This window comes from Breznakiella homolactica, from assembly GCF_016616095.2.
In the GTDB taxonomy this organism is placed as follows: domain Bacteria; phylum Spirochaetota; class Spirochaetia; order Treponematales; family Breznakiellaceae; genus Breznakiella; species Breznakiella homolactica.
Genome location: NZ_CP067089.2, coordinates 4,157,501 through 4,174,499 on the forward strand (window position 1 = coordinate 4,157,501; position 16,999 = coordinate 4,174,499).

The 16,999-nt window shown below is 54.4% G+C and carries 14 protein-coding genes; 7 read left to right on the forward strand and 7 right to left on the reverse strand.

Annotated features, from left to right (window positions below; translation table 11 throughout):
• Nucleotides 1-9: 9 nt before the first annotated feature.
• Together JFL75_RS18655 and JFL75_RS18660 are read right to left on the reverse strand one after the other, a co-directional pair.
• On the reverse strand, nucleotides 10-450 hold the full coding sequence (locus JFL75_RS18655; protein ID WP_215628180.1) for an FMN-binding protein: 441 nt from the start codon (nucleotides 448-450) through the stop codon (nucleotides 10-12).
• Between the two features lie 12 nt (nucleotides 451-462).
• On the reverse strand, nucleotides 463-945 hold the full coding sequence (locus tag JFL75_RS18660; protein ID WP_215628181.1) for a MerR family transcriptional regulator: 483 nt from the start codon (nucleotides 943-945) through the stop codon (nucleotides 463-465).
• Nucleotides 946-1,021: 76 nt separating this feature from the next.
• Between JFL75_RS18660 and JFL75_RS18665 the strand changes: the two genes are divergently transcribed.
• A complete protein-coding gene (locus JFL75_RS18665) occupies nucleotides 1,022-1,174 on the forward strand; it encodes a hypothetical protein (protein WP_215628182.1) in 153 nt (50 codons plus the stop codon).
• A 771-nt stretch (nucleotides 1,175-1,945) separates the two neighbouring features.
• Here the strand turns inward: JFL75_RS18665 and JFL75_RS18670 are convergent.
• Both JFL75_RS18670 and JFL75_RS18675 read right to left on the reverse strand, forming a co-directional pair.
• Nucleotides 1,946-5,299: a WGR domain-containing protein gene (locus tag JFL75_RS18670; RefSeq protein WP_215628183.1), complete on the reverse strand. Its 3,354-nt coding sequence runs from the start codon at nucleotides 5,297-5,299 to the stop codon at nucleotides 1,946-1,948.
• Nucleotides 5,296-6,387 (reverse strand): hypothetical protein, encoded by a 1,092-nt coding sequence (locus JFL75_RS18675; protein WP_215628184.1) that lies wholly within the window; start codon nucleotides 6,385-6,387, stop codon nucleotides 5,296-5,298. The genes JFL75_RS18670 and JFL75_RS18675 overlap by 4 nt, the downstream gene beginning before the upstream one ends.
• A 335-nt stretch (nucleotides 6,388-6,722) precedes the next feature.
• Between JFL75_RS18675 and JFL75_RS18680 the strand changes: the two genes are divergently transcribed.
• From JFL75_RS18680 to JFL75_RS18700, 5 genes are all read left to right on the forward strand, one after another.
• A complete protein-coding gene (locus JFL75_RS18680; protein ID WP_215628185.1) occupies nucleotides 6,723-7,967 on the forward strand; it encodes an aminotransferase class V-fold PLP-dependent enzyme in 1,245 nt (414 codons plus the stop codon).
• Nucleotides 7,968-8,000: 33 nt separating this feature from the next.
• The gene (locus tag JFL75_RS18685; protein ID WP_215628186.1) at nucleotides 8,001-8,717 is read left to right on the forward strand and encodes an aspartate/glutamate racemase family protein; all 717 of its coding nucleotides are present in this window, start codon (nucleotides 8,001-8,003) and stop codon (nucleotides 8,715-8,717) included.
• Nucleotides 8,718-8,761: 44 nt separating this feature from the next.
• Nucleotides 8,762-10,234 (forward strand): Na+/H+ antiporter NhaC family protein, encoded by a 1,473-nt coding sequence (locus JFL75_RS18690; protein ID WP_215628187.1) that lies wholly within the window; start codon nucleotides 8,762-8,764, stop codon nucleotides 10,232-10,234.
• 114 nt (nucleotides 10,235-10,348) lie between these two features.
• Complete coding sequence (locus JFL75_RS18695) at nucleotides 10,349-10,726, forward strand: RidA family protein (RefSeq protein WP_215628188.1); 378 nt, start codon at nucleotides 10,349-10,351, stop codon at nucleotides 10,724-10,726.
• A 31-nt stretch (nucleotides 10,727-10,757) separates the two neighbouring features.
• On the forward strand, nucleotides 10,758-12,194 hold the full coding sequence (locus tag JFL75_RS18700; protein WP_215628189.1) for a Na+/H+ antiporter NhaC family protein: 1,437 nt from the start codon (nucleotides 10,758-10,760) through the stop codon (nucleotides 12,192-12,194).
• Between the two features lie 55 nt (nucleotides 12,195-12,249).
• Here JFL75_RS18700 and JFL75_RS18705 read toward each other — a convergent pair whose 3' ends face one another.
• Nucleotides 12,250-12,939 carry a Crp/Fnr family transcriptional regulator gene (locus tag JFL75_RS18705; protein WP_215628190.1) on the reverse strand — a complete coding sequence of 230 codons (690 nt, stop codon included), beginning with the start codon at nucleotides 12,937-12,939 and terminating at the stop codon, nucleotides 12,250-12,252.
• A gap of 106 nt (nucleotides 12,940-13,045) precedes the next feature.
• Here JFL75_RS18705 and JFL75_RS18710 point away from each other — a divergent pair, with 106 nt between their 5' ends.
• On the forward strand, nucleotides 13,046-14,083 hold the full coding sequence (locus JFL75_RS18710) for a GntG family PLP-dependent aldolase (RefSeq protein ID WP_215628191.1): 1,038 nt from the start codon (nucleotides 13,046-13,048) through the stop codon (nucleotides 14,081-14,083).
• Between the two features lie 51 nt (nucleotides 14,084-14,134).
• On the opposite strand, the gene pepF is transcribed toward JFL75_RS18710, so the two are convergent.
• Together pepF and cysK are read right to left on the reverse strand one after the other, a co-directional pair.
• On the reverse strand, nucleotides 14,135-15,934 hold the full coding sequence (gene pepF, locus JFL75_RS18715; RefSeq protein ID WP_215628192.1) for an oligoendopeptidase F: 1,800 nt from the start codon (nucleotides 15,932-15,934) through the stop codon (nucleotides 14,135-14,137).
• 20 nt (nucleotides 15,935-15,954) lie between these two features.
• Nucleotides 15,955-16,881, reverse strand: coding sequence for a cysteine synthase A (gene cysK / locus JFL75_RS18720; protein WP_215628193.1), 927 nt, complete (start codon nucleotides 16,879-16,881; stop codon nucleotides 15,955-15,957).
• Nucleotides 16,882-16,999: the final 118 nt, after the last annotated feature.

Consider the following 16,999-nt stretch of genomic DNA (forward strand, 5'->3'; position numbering starts at 1 on the left):
CTTACAGCGTTAATCCTTTCTGATGGTTCTCTCACCGGTAAGTGCGTTATAGACGGCCTCGCGGATTACATTGCTGGACGCGGTAGCGCCGGACACAGCATCAACATTAACGCGCTGTTCTTCGAGGATTCTGGCCGGCAGCGCATCAGCGGCGGCCCCACGGTCATTGTAGTGCTCCACCAATTCAAGCTCCGTGATAACGTGGTTCTCGACTACGACTCTAACCCTGGCTCGGACTAAATCCACATTGCAATCACCAAAATACTCACCATCCGCAATGGTGTTCAAATCAACATCTTGCACTTGTATCGCCGCAACATCCTTTTCATAGTTCAAAAAAGTGATGTAGTAGTTAATACCGAACGCCAGCGCCCCGACGACAACGACTCCAATGATGGAGAGGATAATTTTCGCTCCTTTGGACAGCTTTTTCTTACCGGTTGTCTTCATTTCTTTCCTCCATTACTTTAATAATGTCCACCCTGTTTTTTTAATGTCGTCATAGATGTTCCCAACAAACCCCTGCAACTCATTTGCATTTTCCACAAAGGCGTTTACGTCATGCAGCATAGGCAGCACCGTATCAATGAGTTTGACAATGTTTTTGAAATTCCTGACTGCTTCGCCTAATTCGGTTCGCTTATAGGAAAGCAAATCCCGGTTGATACGGTTACATTCGGCACTTGGTTCATCAAACAGTGTTGAAGTCACTGTTTTGATTTCGCTTAAAGTGAAATTGGCATACTTCATCACCGTCACGAATTGTAATAGCACATAATCTCTTTCGCTGTAGTACCGATAGCCGTTCTCTTTGCGTTCGGGGGACACGATACCGAGTTTGTCATAGTAACGCAGTGAATCTATGGCAAAACCGGTTTTCTCCGCCATTTGCTTTACCGTCCATCCCATTCCGGCCTCTCCTTCTATTATGTTTTTCTTTACCATAACACTGGAGTATACTCAAGGGTCAACAACTTTTTGCAATAAATCACACATAAAGTAGCCGGGACCACCTAATTTGATGCTCCCGGAACTGTTCGATACCTCCCTCATGCTGACTCCCACTGAAACCCTTGTGGAGATGTATAAAGGCATGGATACGGCTTTGCAGAGCGATTCATTTGAATTGACGATTATTGTGGCGGTTGCGCAGTGTATCATGAGGCCTTTCTAACTACCGGCCAGCAATGCAAACATGCGCATATTTGCTCCTTTTGGGGGCGGCTGCGCGTCCTGCGAACGCTTAATCGAAAACGGAATATGCCGGGGTAGTGTGTGACGATTAAGGCATTTTGAAGCCGCTATTTATACGGGATTACGGGCGCAGCTTTGGGACGTGAGGCGTACATCCGGTGCCATAGGCGTTACGGATGACAATCAGCTTTCTATATGAAGATGCCTTTGTTCTTCCAGTTCATTGAAGATGGCATCTATTGTATCTGCATCTTCTGTGCATAGTTTGGAAACATCCTCTGCCGGAAATGTATTATCGTTTGGTTGCGGCAGTAAGAGAATCAGCAGACCTCACTGCCCCCGGAGGTGTTTCTCCTACGTCCTTACAGCCAATGCCGGCTATAATAATAAGTCCAAATACTACCGGAGACCCGGCACATTACCTATCCCGCCGCCTTAAGGATACCACGGCAAAAGCCGTCTCCGGAAACTATCCTACCATGCCCCATCGGGACCTTTAATATAACGGCTGTTATTAAAAACGCGGTAAATCCGTGTTTCCTGCCCGCCGCGGAGCCGTTTACGGGGAAGAGGTACGTTTCGGGTACGGTACGGGTACCGTGCGGATGGGGAGGAAATACCTCCCGGCAGGGGAACGTTTTTTTAATGGCGGTTATAGGTATTATGCGAGATGGCCGGGTACAGTTTCGTTATGGAAGCAGCGCCGGCTGTTCCGCCCCAGGCCGGCGTATTGCCGACCCGGGTTACAATCCTACAGTGCTTTCTGCTTTTCATCCCAATAGGCTTTGTGCCGCGGCATGCGGGCGGCGGCGGTTTCGTAGATTTTCTTTAATGCCGCGTTGTCGCCTTTTTTCCGCATCAGCGCCGCCATGACGATCAGGGACGCGTCGTAGACCTCGCCGTCCTCCGGCTTGATGCGTTCAAGCTTGAGAACCGCCCGCAGATACCGGTCGTCAAATATCGCCCCCCGGGCTTCGTCCATAAGCTTTATGGCGGGGTTGTTCTTATCACTGACGGGGCTTCCCGTGTATGTTTCGGGATCAAGGGGGTACAGAAATTCGTCCCGCAGTTCCTCAAGCCTGGTCCGGTCAAGCTTCTTTCCGCCGACCTTGCCGACAACCTTAAGATAATCGTACAGGCCGTAGAGGATGGTTGCCTCCTTTTTGTCGAAGACCATCATGCCGAACTGGTAGGGCGCGCCGCGCATATCCATGGCGACTTTCTTTCTGAAGGTGTAAATCAGGTCGGGGTTGAATATTGTGTAGCAGAGGTGGCTGGTATTGGACCGGTCCTCGCGGTTGCTTTCAAAAAAATCGTACACATACGGATCTGTGATGATCACCGGCGCGAAGACCGCGGCGCACCAGCCGGCGTCATCCTCGTTGTCAAACTCGTCGTCCCTGAAGCCGCGCTTTTTCGCCTCCGCCGGGGTGATGAGGCAGGGCGGGTTTTCCGGCAGGTCTTTGAACTTCGATATGGAAATCCTTTCCTCCTTCGGCGCGGGGGCCTTGTAGTCTATGGGTTTTCCGAATTCGTCCCCATCTTCCTCCTCAAGGGCCTCCAGCACGAGGTTGTGGAAGCCGGCGTAAATCTCCTTGGCTTTCGGATCATCGAATTCCTTGAAGAGCTTTTTCAGCTTTTTGAGACTGTCCTCGGCGTCGCCGAAGATATTGTTGGCCAGGCGCACGATCCGGTGGGATTTATGGTGCATGGTTGCGCCGGAGAAGTACTCCGTCACGGCCTCAAGGTTCTGCGGGTACTTCCAGAAATCGTCGGACAGACCCAGGTCATCGTGGTCGTAGCTCATCTTTAAAAGCGCGATCGCCGGGGCGGTCTCAGGCGTCACGCCCCAGCGGCTTTCAAGGATATCGGAAAAATAGGCGGCCATCTGTTCGTGCTCGCCGTCGGTCTCAAGGGCGTATTGAATCGCCGTGTCCATGTATTTTACATCGGCCATGCTCACCGCGGCGGCGGCGAAGGTCCCCGCCACGGTGGAGTATTCCCCGTCCAGGTTGAGGTAGCGGTCGTACTCATTCAGGGTGAGGCGGGCAAATTCCGCCACCTTGTCCCGCAGGGCGGGGTAGCGTACGGCTTTGCAGAAGAAGGCGTGGGAATCGTTGGCGGGCCAGAGATACTCGTCCATCAGACCGCGCATTTCCTCAAAAAACACGGGCTCCGCGAGGAAGTAGACGTAAAAATCATAGCCGTCATGAACTTTGGAATAGCCCTTTTTCATGAGACCTATGAGCCAATCGAGGGCATCGGAATACCCCTGTTCGGATTCCTTTTTGAAGCGGAGGTGAATATAGCCGTTGGCGCCGGCGCGGGCGATGATTGTATCGGTTTCAATAAAAACATCCCCCTCGGTAAAGGTGTCCCGGTGCTTTGCCATACGGGAAGCGCCGCCGTAGCCGTATACCTCTTCGTAATCAATGCCGCCGGTTTCACCGGAACCGCCGTCAGTATCGGCGGCTGCGGGCGCGCCGCCGTTCCAGACGCGCAGGGTCTCACGGGCAGGCCCGTAATCATGGCTTTCCGCGAGACGGCCCATGGCGTCTCTGGCCCATTGGAAGTCCATGTTGTCCCAGATGTAGCTGACGAAGGTGTGGCGCCACTTGCCGTAATCGAGGCCGTCGAATTTATTGAGCAGATCGCGGCTTAACTCCTCAGCCTGCTCCTCGCCGGAGTAAAGGAATCGCTTGATAAGCGCAAGCATGCGGTCTGTGTCTTTATCCGCGATAATGCCGTTGGGGTTGAGGTACAGCCGGACGGTTTTGTCGTACAGCTCGGCTGTGGAGGCAAAATCCTCCGTCTCCTCAAGCATTTTGAGATCCGCTTCCACTTCCTTTGCTTTTTCCGCAAGCTTTTTCTCATCCAGCCGGCGCTCGACGATGGGTTCCGAATCCGAATAGAGGCCGATCCAGAGGTAGCCGTTGGCGATATCGTCAAAGAAACCTTCATCCATGAGCTTTTCAAGCTTGGGCCGTATCACGGGCGTCAGGTAGCGCTTGATAACGGGCCCTTTAACATCGTCTATCTTGTCAAAATCCTGGCGGATCAGGCGTTCTCTTCCAAGGGCTGTGTAGATGGCCACGGGGTCCGAGGCGTCGATCATAAAGCCCACCTCGCCGTCGGGAAGTTTTTTTCCTTCAATTTTTTCCTGTTTACCAGCCCTGATATTTTCTACCACTTCTTTTATCTGCTTAATGGCGATGTCCGCCGCGGCGTTATACAGGCTTGTAACGGCTTCTTCTATGGCCGCGGACAGCGTACCGGGCTCCGGCGCTGTTCCGGCTTTCAGAATCGCCTTGCCGATTCTGTCCATGAGCGGCTTGACTTCGTCTTTATCGTAATCGTCCGATTCTGTAAATTCTTTGTAAATCGCCGCCGCGTCCACCCCGTCCTCGGCCATGAGCACCGGCAGATCGATATGCTGCTGGGAAACGTAATAGATATTATCGCCGAACATTTGCGTAACCGCGGATGTATAGACCTCCCTGAGCTGCTCATCCGTGGGGTTTGCCTTTTTCAGGTTCTCCACAAGCACCGCGGCGCTTTCTCCCCGGCCGCGCTTAACGGCCTTTTTCAGGGCCTGCTTTGCCGCGTTAAAGGCCTCGCTGTCAAAACCGGCATTTACAGCTTCTGCGGGGGCATCCCCTTTCGGTTCGGACCCGCGCTCCGCCTGGGGTTTTACATCCACTACCTCGGGGGTACGCATTTTTTCCAAATCAAAATCGTCATCATCGTCAAAATCAATGTCATTTTTTTTGTACCGCTTCCGTTCGCCGCCGTCGGTGATATCCGGCCCCGGTTCGGGGATGGCCTGAGCTTTCGGTTTCGGTCTTTCGGGCATCGCCTTGGGAGCGGCTTTTTCCTTCGGTTTTGCGGCAGCGGCCGCCAGTGAATCCGGGGCGGGTTTCTCCGCGTAGCCCTTTTTGGTTTTGGATTTGATGAGCTTTTCCGCTTCCTTTGCCGCGGTTTCCGCGTCATCGAAGGTTTTTTCCTGCGTCTGGCCTGCGGTCCCGGTTTTGCCGAACTGTACGGTAAAGGAATCACCGTTTACGGTGATTGCCCAGAACTTGGAATCCTGTTCGTAGTATTTCATGTTGCTGCCTCCTCATGATCTTCGCTATCTTCGCCGTCCGGATTATAGCCGCCTTTGCCGGTGGTAAGACCGGTGACCGTGTCCGGATCAAACTTCTTCCAGAACGTTAAATCCGTATCGGTATACGGCCACTCGGTCCCGCGGTAATCCTCATCATCCATGTAGCTGTCCCAGCCTATACCTTCAATTACATCGTTGTAAAACAGGAAAATTATTGTCATGATAGCCATTTTTTTGACTTTATAGCCGAAAATCTTCATCACTTCGCTGATATTGCCGTAATAGCGCTTGACCAGTTGTTTGCCTGCCTTCCAGTCGTCGCCGGCGTACATGGCGTCCTGGTAAAACCGCTGCAGATTCATAATAAAGCGATCGTTAAAGGCAGTATCCGCTTCCGCGGTCTGCCCCGCGAGGGCAAGTTCCTTCGCGGCGGCTTCCAGCGGCTTGGTGCCGATCTTTACCGTCGCCGCGGCCATCGCCGCCAGCAGCCCGGGATCAGGAGCCGCTTTCAGCAGCGTTTTGGCCCCTTCAAAAGCCAGGGCTATCTCTTTTTTGCTCCCGGTTCCTGTCAGTTCAGCAAACTGCTCCGTGTAGCCTTCAACGTCACCTTGGTCCAGCGCGGCCTGCATTTCGTCACTCAGTTTTCCCGCGCTGCCTTCCGTCAGCTTCCGGATGGCCTTGGACGCTTCACTCAGCAGCACCGCGGTTTCTTCCTCGTTTCCTGTCCACAGGTACACGGCGATGGTATGCCAGTCATAGATTACGGCGTGTTCCGATTCGGCCAGAATGGGGTTCCGGTCAATCTCCGACAGGAGGTAATCTTTCCAGCCCATGCCGGTGGTATCTTTCAGGATTTTATTGATCTTGCTCATCCGTTTGTCGGCGTAATTAATGGTGAGGCCGTGCTTGATCCCGGCCCCGTCCAGCTCGTGCATAAACGCGGGGCGCTTGTCCTTATCAGTTACGTGCCACAACGCGCGGTAGATACCCGGCGCCGCTTCGTATCGGTATTCATAATCTTTCTTCGCCTTGTCAAATGCCTCTTTGGGAAGCGCTATGTTTTCAAGATAAACATCATCGTAGCTCATGGTTTTCTCCTGGTGTGTATGTATCCGCGATTATATAGTCTAAATATAGCAGGGGAAAAACGGATTTCCATGCTGCGCGGATTGCGGCGGTACTTTCCGGGCGAAATTATCCGTTTGCCTGGGGCTCACGGAAGAAGACCGCAGGGTGCCTATGACCGCCGGCGGCTCCGTTGATAAAAAATTAACTTTTTTAATCCCTAATACTTCATTTTTTTAAAAAAAACCCAAAAAATGTAAAATGCTTTATAGAAATTACACCAGACCGGCCATATCCTTCCTTAAAAGAAGAATCCATCAGCGGCAAAACGCTGAAAATCAGAATGAAGGAGAACGACATGAGTATTAATTGGGCTGAATTCAGAAAAAAAGAATTCCCGGCACTGGAAGAGGAGCTGACGTTCCTGGACGCTGCCTGCGTCAGTATTATCCCTCAGCGGACCGTCAAGGCTATGCATGACTTTGTTGAATACTGCACCCGCAATGATGAAGTCAACTCCAGCGCGCACCACATCAATATGGACCATAAACGGGACAAGGCCTATGAGGAAGCGATTAAGCTTCTCAACGCGGATCCCGAGGAAATCGCCCTGGTGGAAAGCACCAGCCACGGACTTAACATCGCGGCGACCTCCCTGGAAGTCAAACCCGGCGAAAACATCCTCACCACCAACCTGGAATTCATTCAGGTCGCGCTTCCCTGGTGCGTCAAACGCGAAAAAGAAGGGATTGAAATCAAGGTTGTCAAGGCGCCGGATAACCGCTTCACCGCGGAGGACTTTGCCAAGGCAGCGGACGACAAGACCCGGATGATCGTTATTTCTTCCGTGGAATGGTGCAACGGCTGGCGCATGGATCTTAAATCCATCGGCGACTTCTGCAAGCAGAAGGGAATTTACCTGGTGGTTGACTCCGTGCAGGAACTGGGTGTCCGCAACATGGATACCAAGAGCTTCCACGTTGACATCCTTACCGCGGGCGGCCACAAATGGCTCAACTCGCCCTTCGGGACCGGGGTCATGTACATCAACAAGGATCTGCTGGGCAAGATCGATCCTGTTTTCTGGGGCTACCTCAACAGTGAAGTTCCCCCGGGAGGCTGGGGCGCCTATTGGGAAAATCCCGGTTCACAGTCGGTTAACAACTGGAAGTTCATCAAAACCGCCCGCCGCTTCGAAATCGGCGGTACTTCCAACTATCCCGGCGCTATCGCCCTGGGCGAATCCCTGGGACTCGTCAATGAGCTGGGAATCAAAAACATTGAAGAGCACGTCCTGGACCTGGGCGACTACTGCATGAAGAAAATGGAAGAACTGGGCGGCACCATCATCACCCACAAGGAACGGGACCGGCGGGCCGGTATCGTTATCTTCAGGCTGTACAACGACACCAAAAAGGATCTGGAGGTGCTCAAGAAACTCCACGCCAAACGGGTGCTCATCGCCCAGCGCTTCACCGACTACGTGGGCGGCTTCCGGGTTTCCTGCCAGTACTACAACCTGGAAAAAGACATTGACGTCCTTGCGGATACCCTCAAGCCGATCATCGCGGAAATGGGTACCCCGGATTACAAGAAGGCGTAAGCGGTTTATAACAATCTGAGAAGGAGGCCGGATATGATACGCACAGGGTATCCCTTTTACGGACAGGATGTCGGCATTTTGGTTTTTTCAACCACCACTCCCCGTATCCCGGGGGACGCCGGGAATGCCCTGAGCTTCCCGTATCCGGTCTGCTACCAGATCGTAGAGGGCGGTTTCGCGGATCTTATCGACGGTTCGCCGCAGATCCGCAGAAACCTGCTCAACGCAATAGAGGCGCTCAAGGCAAAGGGAATCTCCGCGGTTGTCGGAGACTGCGGTCTCATGTCGCTCTATCAGCGGGACATGGCCGCGGAGAGCGGCCTCATTACGGCGGCGTCTTCCCTTTGCCAGATTCCGCTTATCTGGCAGCTGATAGGTAAAAAAGGAAAAATCGGAATAATAACCGGCCATTCAGAACTTTTGAAGGAAGCTCATCTGCTCCAGTCCGGGTGGACCCCGGAGATTCCCCTGGTTATCCAGGGTATGGAGGATGAAGCCCATTTTGAGGAAATAGTTATAAAAGGCGGCCATGCCCTTAAGCCGGAATTAATGGAACAGGATGTTCGCCGGGCATGCCGGAAATTGCAGGAACGGGACGGGGACCTCCGGGCTGTGCTCATAGAATGCAGCAACCTTGCTACATTTTCCCGTATGGTACGGGATGAAACGGGCCTGCCCGTATTCGATCTGATAGGTGCGGCGGATCTTGTGGCACACAGCGTGTGTCCCCGGAATTTCAGCCCGGCGTAAAATCAGGCCGGGAACCAATACGTTTTTAAAGGGGTGTCTGTGTTATGGAAGACAAAGTAGAAAGTAAATCCAACGGAAACGCGTCCGGAGTACTGCAGTTCAGAGGCGGCGTTTTTGGCGCCGCTGTTCCTTTCATCGTTCTGTTTATCGGAATAATAATTCTGGCTTTAACCGGCAACGCTCTTCCCATGGCCTTCTGGGTACCGACTCTGGCGGCTATCCTGGTGGCTCTTATCCTGGCGAAAAACCCGAAGCAATGCGCCGACGAGCTGGTAAAAGGTATGGCATCGGAAATGGTCGCCATCATGCTGATGGCCTGGTTCCTCGCCGGTATTGTGGCGCAGATCCTCAAGGAATCGGGACTCATCAACGGGCTCGTCTGGCTCTGTGTAAAGGCCAATGTCAGTCCCCGCCTGTTCCCGGTCCTCGTGTTTGTACTTGGGTGTACGCTTTCCACTGCTACCGGAACGGCGCTGGGGACGGTAATCGCCCTCGCTCCGATTCTCTACCCTGTGGGAGCGGCCATCGGCTGTAACGGCGCGGTTCTTCTCGGCGCCATTGTGTCGGCGGCGTATTTCGGCGACAACATCGCCCCGGTTTCGGATACCACCATCGCTTCCGCCTATTCCCAGGGAATAGAAGTAGCCGATGTCGTCCGGTCGCGCCTCAAATACGCGCTGGTAGCCGCCGCGGGAGCAGCGGTTCTGTTCTTTATCTTTGGCGGCAGCGGTTCGGGGGGAAGTTTTAATACCGCGTCCCTCGGAGAACTGAAGCCCAACGGTCTCATCATGCTTCTGATCCCGGCTATTCTTATCTTCCTCATGTACCGCGGGTCTCACCTCATTATCGCGCTGATGTTCAGCTGTGTCGTCGCCTTGGTGCTCAGCCTGGTGACGGGTCTGCTCGATCCCGCGCGGATCCTGGTTATCGACCTTAATAACTTCACCGTGGGCGGAGTACTTGTCGAAGGTATTCTGGGTCTCGTTGATATTGCCATCTTCGCGTTCATGCTCATGGGATTGATCAACCTTCTGGACAAGGGCGGTTTCTTCGGCTGGCTCATCGACAAACTGTCGGCTTTTACAAAATCTCCCCGCAGTTCGGAGCTCACCATCCTGGTTCTCGATGTTATCCTCAACATGCTTACCGTGGCTAATACGGTGGTTATCGTCATGCTGGGGCCGGTGGCGAAAAAGACCCTGGTGGAAAAACACCATATCAGCCGCGACCGGAGCGCCAACATCCTGGACGCTGTTTCCGGGGCGGCCATGTGTCTCATCCCCTACAGCTTCGCTCCCATGCTGGCGTTCATGTTCGCCGCGGGTTCCGGCGCGCCGGTTGATTTTACCGTGTTCCAGGTGAGCCTCTTCGCCTTCCACGGCTGGACCCTCATGGCGGTGATGGTATTTGCCTGTGTCAGCGGATGGGGACGTACTTTTATCCCCAAGGATCAGTACGAAGCTGAAATGGCAAAAGACGCGGCTGAGAATAAATCAAAAAATATAATGGATGTATAACCCTGTTTAAACTATGAAAAGACTTGTTTGATAACCAGCCAGGTTATCGAACAAGTCTGATGAACTCCCGGATCAATCCCGGGTACTAGATTTTTTTCTTTGGAGGAATTCATCATGCTCAAAATTACGAATACGGATAAGGCCCCCGCGGCTATCGGGCCGTATTCCCAGGCCATCAGTTACGGGAACCTGCTGTTTACATCGGGGCAGATACCCCTGGATCCGGTAAGCGGCGATGTGGTGGGCAGCGATGTTACCGCCCAGGCTGAACAGGTATTAAAAAATCTCGGCGCGGTGCTTGCCGCGAATAACATCGATTTTTCCAAGGTAATCAAAACAACCTGTTTCCTCGCGGATATGGGGGATTTTGCGGCTTTTAATAAGGTATATGAAAAATACTTTGTGTCAAAACCGGCCCGCAGCTGTGTCGCGGTAAAGCAGCTGCCCCGGGGCGTACTTTGCGAGATTGAAGCCGTCGCTGCCCTGGAGTAGCGGAACCGTAAAAAGGAGGGTTGGTAATTTTATGGAAGAAAAAAGAAAGCTGGAATTTTACGGCGGCAAGGGAATGGTTTTTGTACCGATCATTCTTGCCATCGCCGGGCTTATTTACATCGCGGTCCTCAACGCGAATATTCCGGAATACTGGGTGGTATTCCTGCTCCCCCTGATTCTGTGTATTTTTCTGGCAAAGGACAAAGTTGCCTACTGTGACGCAATCCTTAAGGGCGTTACCGACAACATCGCCGCTATCCTGATCATGGCGGTGGTGTACGCCGGTATCTGCGGCGCCCTGCTCAGCCGGAGCGGTGTGGTCACGACCCTTGCCAATTACCTGGTGCAGGCAAATTTCGTAGGGAATAAATTCGTCGGCGCTACGTTCCTCCTGACCTGTCTCGTGGCTTTCTCCACGGGAACTTCCGTGGGAACCATCTTCGTGGTCGGACCTATTCTGTATCCTGTGGGCTACCTCGTGGGGGCAACCCCTGGACTGCTTATGGGCGCAATAATTTCCGGCGGTGCCTTCGGCGACAACCTTTCCCCGGTTTCGGATACCACCATCGCGTCCGCATCGACCCAGGGTGCCGATCTCGGCGGCGTCGTACGCAGCCGGCTGAAGTACTCTATCCCCGCGGCGGTTATTTCGATGATCCTGTATTTTATCCTGGGATCCCGGGGCCATGTGGTCAACCATGAAATGATAGCGATAGGCAATACTAACCCCGCATCTCTGCTGTTTCTGCTCATTCCGGTGGTTATCGTTACCGCCTGTGTACTCAAACGGCACCTTCTGGAAGCTCTGAGCTACGGCATTATCACCGGTCTCGTCATTGCCCTGGCCACCGGAACCATCGGATTCGGGGATATAATTTCGGTTCCCGAACCCTTCGGCGCCGGCGGGATTATCCTCGAAGGTATCCAGAGCGCGGTTCCCACGGTCATCATCGTCATGATGATGTTCGCCCAGATCAGCGTTCTCAAGGAAGGCGGCGGCATTGACCTGCTCCTCAAATCCATGGACCGCTTTATCGTGGGTGTGCGTTCCGCGGAAGCCGCCATCGTGACCATGGTTATCCTGCTCAATATGGCCACGGGGCTCAATACGGCGGCCATCGTCGGCACCGGTGAACTGGCGAACAAGCTCGGTAAAAAATACCGTATCAACAAGTACCGCCGGGCAAACCTCCTGGACTGCGCCGGAACGACACTGAACTATCTGCTTCCGTATATGATCCCGGTGGTTATCGGTGTCATGCTCAGCGCCACCACGGCGCCCGTGCCGGGGGCAAGCCCGGTCTCGCCATGGGAGATTATTCTCGGGCAGTTCTATCCCTGGGCAATCCTGGTAATTCTGATTGTCTCAATTATCACCGGATACGGCCGGACCCTGATGGCCGACGGCGGCGAGGAAGATGAAGAGGAGGATGTAACTTCCAGCGCGGAAACCGGCAGCGCCGGATAATTCCGGTATACTGAAAACGCCTTCGAATAAATCCGAAGGCGTTTTTATAAACCGGTTAATGCTCCCCCAGGAGGCTCTCAAGCTCTCCCGGGTCACGCAGGCTGTAGTACCCGTTCTCCCGGCTGATGGTGCCTTTTTCAAGGAAATCATTGAAGATATTGCTGGCGGTTACCCTGCTGGTATTGATCATGCTGGCAATATCCTGGTGGGTGAATTTTATGGTGATCAGGACGCTTCCGTCGGGGCGCTTTTCGCCGTACTGGGCCGCGATATCCAGGAGTATCCGGGCGACACGCTGCAGGGACTGGTCAAAACTCAGTTCCAGAATCTGGCCGAGGAAAATATTGCTCTTCCGGCAGATAACCCGCATGACCTTCTGCGCCATGGTCCAGTCGCCGCGCATGTGTTTTTCCACCACCTGGTAGGGAATACAGTACACCATGGAATCCACGATGGCCACCGCGGAAGCGTCGTGGGGATGGTTCTGGATACAGGCGAATTCGCCGCACATGGCCCCCTGTTCCGCGATATAGAGCTGTTTTTCCTCGCCCTCCGAGCGGTATGATGTTACCCGGACCCGGCCGGATTTGATGATATACACGTATTCCGGCATTTCGTCCTGGTGATACAGGAAAGATTTTTTCCGGAACAGCTGGGGCAGTCTGTCCCGGGTAAGATCATCCCAGTAGGAGAGGTCAATATGAATCCAGGGCGACGTTCCTGTGACAGTGAAATCCTCGGCCATGGATAAAAGTATACATCGAATGTAAGCTGTTTTACAGTGTTTTTTTTCAAAGAAGGGTATACTGGTACTCTTCATAATTTAAGGAACTATCGGGAGAGTGGCTTTTATGGAAAAGATCATTGATTTGCGGAGCGATACGGTAACCCAGCCCACGGAGGAAATGCGTATTGCCATGAAAGAGGCCGAAGTGGGGGACGATGTCTACGGAGACGATCCCACCATAAACCGGCTGGAAGCCCTGGCCGCCCAAATGATGGGCAAGGAAGCGGCTCTGTTTGTTCCTTCCGGAACCATGGGGAACCAGCTCAGTATCATGACCCATACCACCCCGGGCAATGAGATCATCGCCGGTATACAGAGCCATATCATCCATTACGAAGGCGGCGCCGCGGCGAGGATTTCCGGGGTAGGGTACGCCCTGGTGGACAATCCCAATACCTTTATTTATGCCGAAGATGTCCGCCGCCTTATGCGTCCGGCGGATGATCCCCATTTTCCCCGGACGAAACTGCTCTGTCTGGAAAACGCCCTCTGCGACGGCAATGTGGTGCCCCTGGATATTCTGAAAGCTTCGGCCCAGGCAGCCTGGGATCTCGGCCTCGCGGTGCATCTCGACGGCGCCCGGATATTCAACGCCGCCCTGGCGCTGGGAACCGACGCCAAAAATATCGCCGCCTGCGCCGATACGGTGATGTTCTGCGTGTCCAAGGGCCTCTGCGCCCCCGTGGGTTCCCTGCTCTGCGGACCCCGGGACTTTATACACCGGGCCCGGGTAAACCGGAAAATCCTCGGCGGCGGTATGCGCCAGGCCGGTGTTCTGGCGGCCTGCGGTATTGTGGCCCTGGAAAAAATGACCAAGCGGCTCCATGAGGACCACGAAAACGCCCGGTACCTCGGGGAAGCCCTCAATTCGATTCCCGGAATCACCGCGGATATGGATCAGATCAAGATCAACATGGTATTCTGGACCCCGGAAATCCCGGGATTCGCCGCGGATTCCTTTATCAAATTTTTGGCTTCCAGGGGAATTACGGTATACGGAAACCTGGGGACCCAGTACCGCTTTGTCACCCATAACGGCATAGACAAGGAAGTAATTGACCGGGTAATAACGGTTCTGCGGGAGTATATCGCGTCGCTGTAAACAATAAAAAGCCCCGGGAAACCGGGGCTTTTGTTTTGGGTCAGCGGACGTCTAGCCGATCAGCTCCGCCAATTCATCCACCAGCCTGCCGAAGGCTTTGCAGGCCGCTTCCACCGGTTCCGGCGACGCCATGTCCACCCCGGCGACCTTGAGCGACTCAATGGGGAACCGGGACCCGCCGGATTTGAGGAAGGCGAAGTAATCGTCCCGTTCCTTTGTTCCCCCGGAGAGAACCCGTTCCGCCAGGGCCAGGGACGCGGAAACACCGGTGGCGTATTTGTATACATAAAACGCCCGGTAGAAGTGGGGAATCCTTAAGCCTTCAAGGTCGCTGGTTTCCTCAAAAACCATTTCCGGCCCGAAGTACTTGGTCAGCAGTTTCCGGTACTCTTCCCGGAGAACATCCACCGTCAGGGGGGTGCCCCCTTCCTCCAGTTCGTGGCTCCGCTTCTCGAATTCCGCGAACATGGTCTGGCGGTACAGTGTCGCCAGGAGATCGTCCACCCGCTTGTTGACCAGGTACACCTTGAGTTCCGGCGTGTCCGCGTTTTTTTCAAGATGCCTGAAGAGGAGCTCCTCATTGAAGGTGCTGGCCACTTCAGCCTCGAATATGGTGTACCCGTACTGCATGAAGGGATTGGACTTCGCCGAATACCAGGAGTGCATGGAATGGCCCCCTTCATGGGCCAAAGTAAATACATCCCGGATGGCGTCTTCCTTGTAATTCATGAGGATATAGGGATCCCCCGCGTAACTTCCCGCGGAAAACGCTCCCGACCGTTTGCCCTTGTTTTCGTACCGGTCCGCCCATCGGCCGAGGAGACCCGAGCGGAGGGTGTTTACGTATTCATCCCCCAGGGGGACGAGGGCCTTGGAGACCATGTCCACCGCCTCATCCCAGGTGGTTCTGGTGATCGCCGCGGGAACGATGGGAACATACACATCGTAATGCCGGAGCTCATCCACCTTAAGGGCTTTTTTCCGCAGGCCGTAATAGCGGTGCAGGGGCCCGAGGTTGGCGCTGACCGTACCGATGAGGTTGTCGTATACCGATTCAGGGACATCGTCGGGAAAAAGCGCCGCCGAGCGGGCGGAGGGGAAATTCCTGATCCGGGCTTTGATGACATCGTTTTTTACGGACCCGCTGTACAGGGACGCCAGGGTCGTCTTGTGGGCCTCGAACTGGCCGTAGAAAATGCCGTAGGTCCGCTTCCGCAGTTCCCGGTCGGGATTCTCCATAAACACCGACCAGGTAGACTGGGACAGGGGTTTGGGCCCCTGAGCGGTCTCGACGGTGCCGAAGCTGATGTCCACGTTGGTAAGCACCGAGAACGCGTCGTGGGCAACGTCTTCTCCCTCGGCGTGGATGGCCAGGATGCGTTCTTCCTTGTCGCTCAGAATGTGGGGTTTGTACCGGAGCAGCTTTTTAAGATAAATCCGGTATTCCTCAATCCTCGGATTTTCCAGGAACTGCCCCATGGCTGCGTCGGGGATTGCCTGGATTTCGGGAACCGACCAGGAATCGGCGGCCTGGACTTTCGCCGCGGCCATCATAAACCGGCCGCTCATGGACCGGGCCGCGCTGTCGCCTTCGTCCTCGGTCTGCCGCAGCTCGCTGTAATAGGCGAGCCGCTCCTCCAGCAGCCCGAGGTCCCGGGAAAAGTCGAGGTAATCCGCCAAGGCTTCGGCGGATCTGCCCAGGGTTCCCCGGAAGGATGGAATTTTTTCAGCCATCTTCTCATAGTCGCCGAGTCCGGCGGTCCAGGCTTCGTCATTGGGATACAACGTTGAAAGATCCCAGGTGTTTTCCCGGGCTACCTCCGAACGGGAGGGAATTGTTCCAGCTGCCATAATACGCTCCAGATGTTGATTTACGCCTGTCCCGAGTAGAGCCACGTTGAAAGGTACCGCTCTCCGGTGTCGCAGGCAATGGTTACGATCAGTTTATCTTTGTTTTCCGGTTTTGAAGCCAGGTCCAGGGCGGCTTTCATGTTTGCCCCGCTGGAAATTCCCGCGAAGATGCCTTCTTTCCTGGCCATGCCGCGGGCGCACTCGCCGGCTTCTTCCCAGGTGACGGTCACAATTTCGTCTATCACGGACCGGTCGAAATTGTCCGGCACGAACCCGGCGCCGATGCCCTGGATCTTGTTGGGGCCCGCCTTTCCCCCGGAAAGAACGGGACTTTCCGCGGGTTCCACCGCGACGATCCGGACATTCGGGTTTTGGGCTTTGAGGAAGCGGCCCACGCCGGTCACGGTTCCGCCGGTTCCGACCGCCGCTACGAAGATATCAATTTTTCCGTCGGTGTCCCGCCATATTTCCGGGCCGGTGGTTTTTTCATGGGCCATCGGGTTCGCGGGGTTGGAAAACTGCATGGGCATATACGCGCCGGGATGGTTTTTGCGGTATTCTTCGGCTTTTTCGATGGCGCCCGTCATGCCCTTGTCACCAGGGGTGAGGATAAGCTCCGCCCCCAGGGCTTCCAGGAGTTTGCGCCGCTCCATACTCATGGTTTCGGGCATGGTAAGCACCAGTTTGTATCCCCGGTTCGCGGCAATGAGCGCGAGGCCGATGCCGGTATTGCCGCTGGTGGGTTCTATTATAGTGCCCCCGGGCTTCAGCAGGCCCTGTTCCTCCGCGGCGTTCACCATAAACAGTGCGGCCCGGTCCTTAACGCTGGAAAGGGGATTTTTGTATTCCAGTTTTACCGCGACCCGTCCGGGGCCCTGGTTGAGGGTATCCGCGTAGACCAGCGGGGTATTTCCGATCAGATCAGAGGGTTTTTTTGCAATTTTCATAGGTTTCTCCGTTTACTGTTATTTCCAGATTAACGGAGATTGGCGCTTATGTCCAAGGGAAGGACACAATAATGGGAAAATTCCTTTTGAAATTGGCGCGGCCGGCGGCGGAACGGAA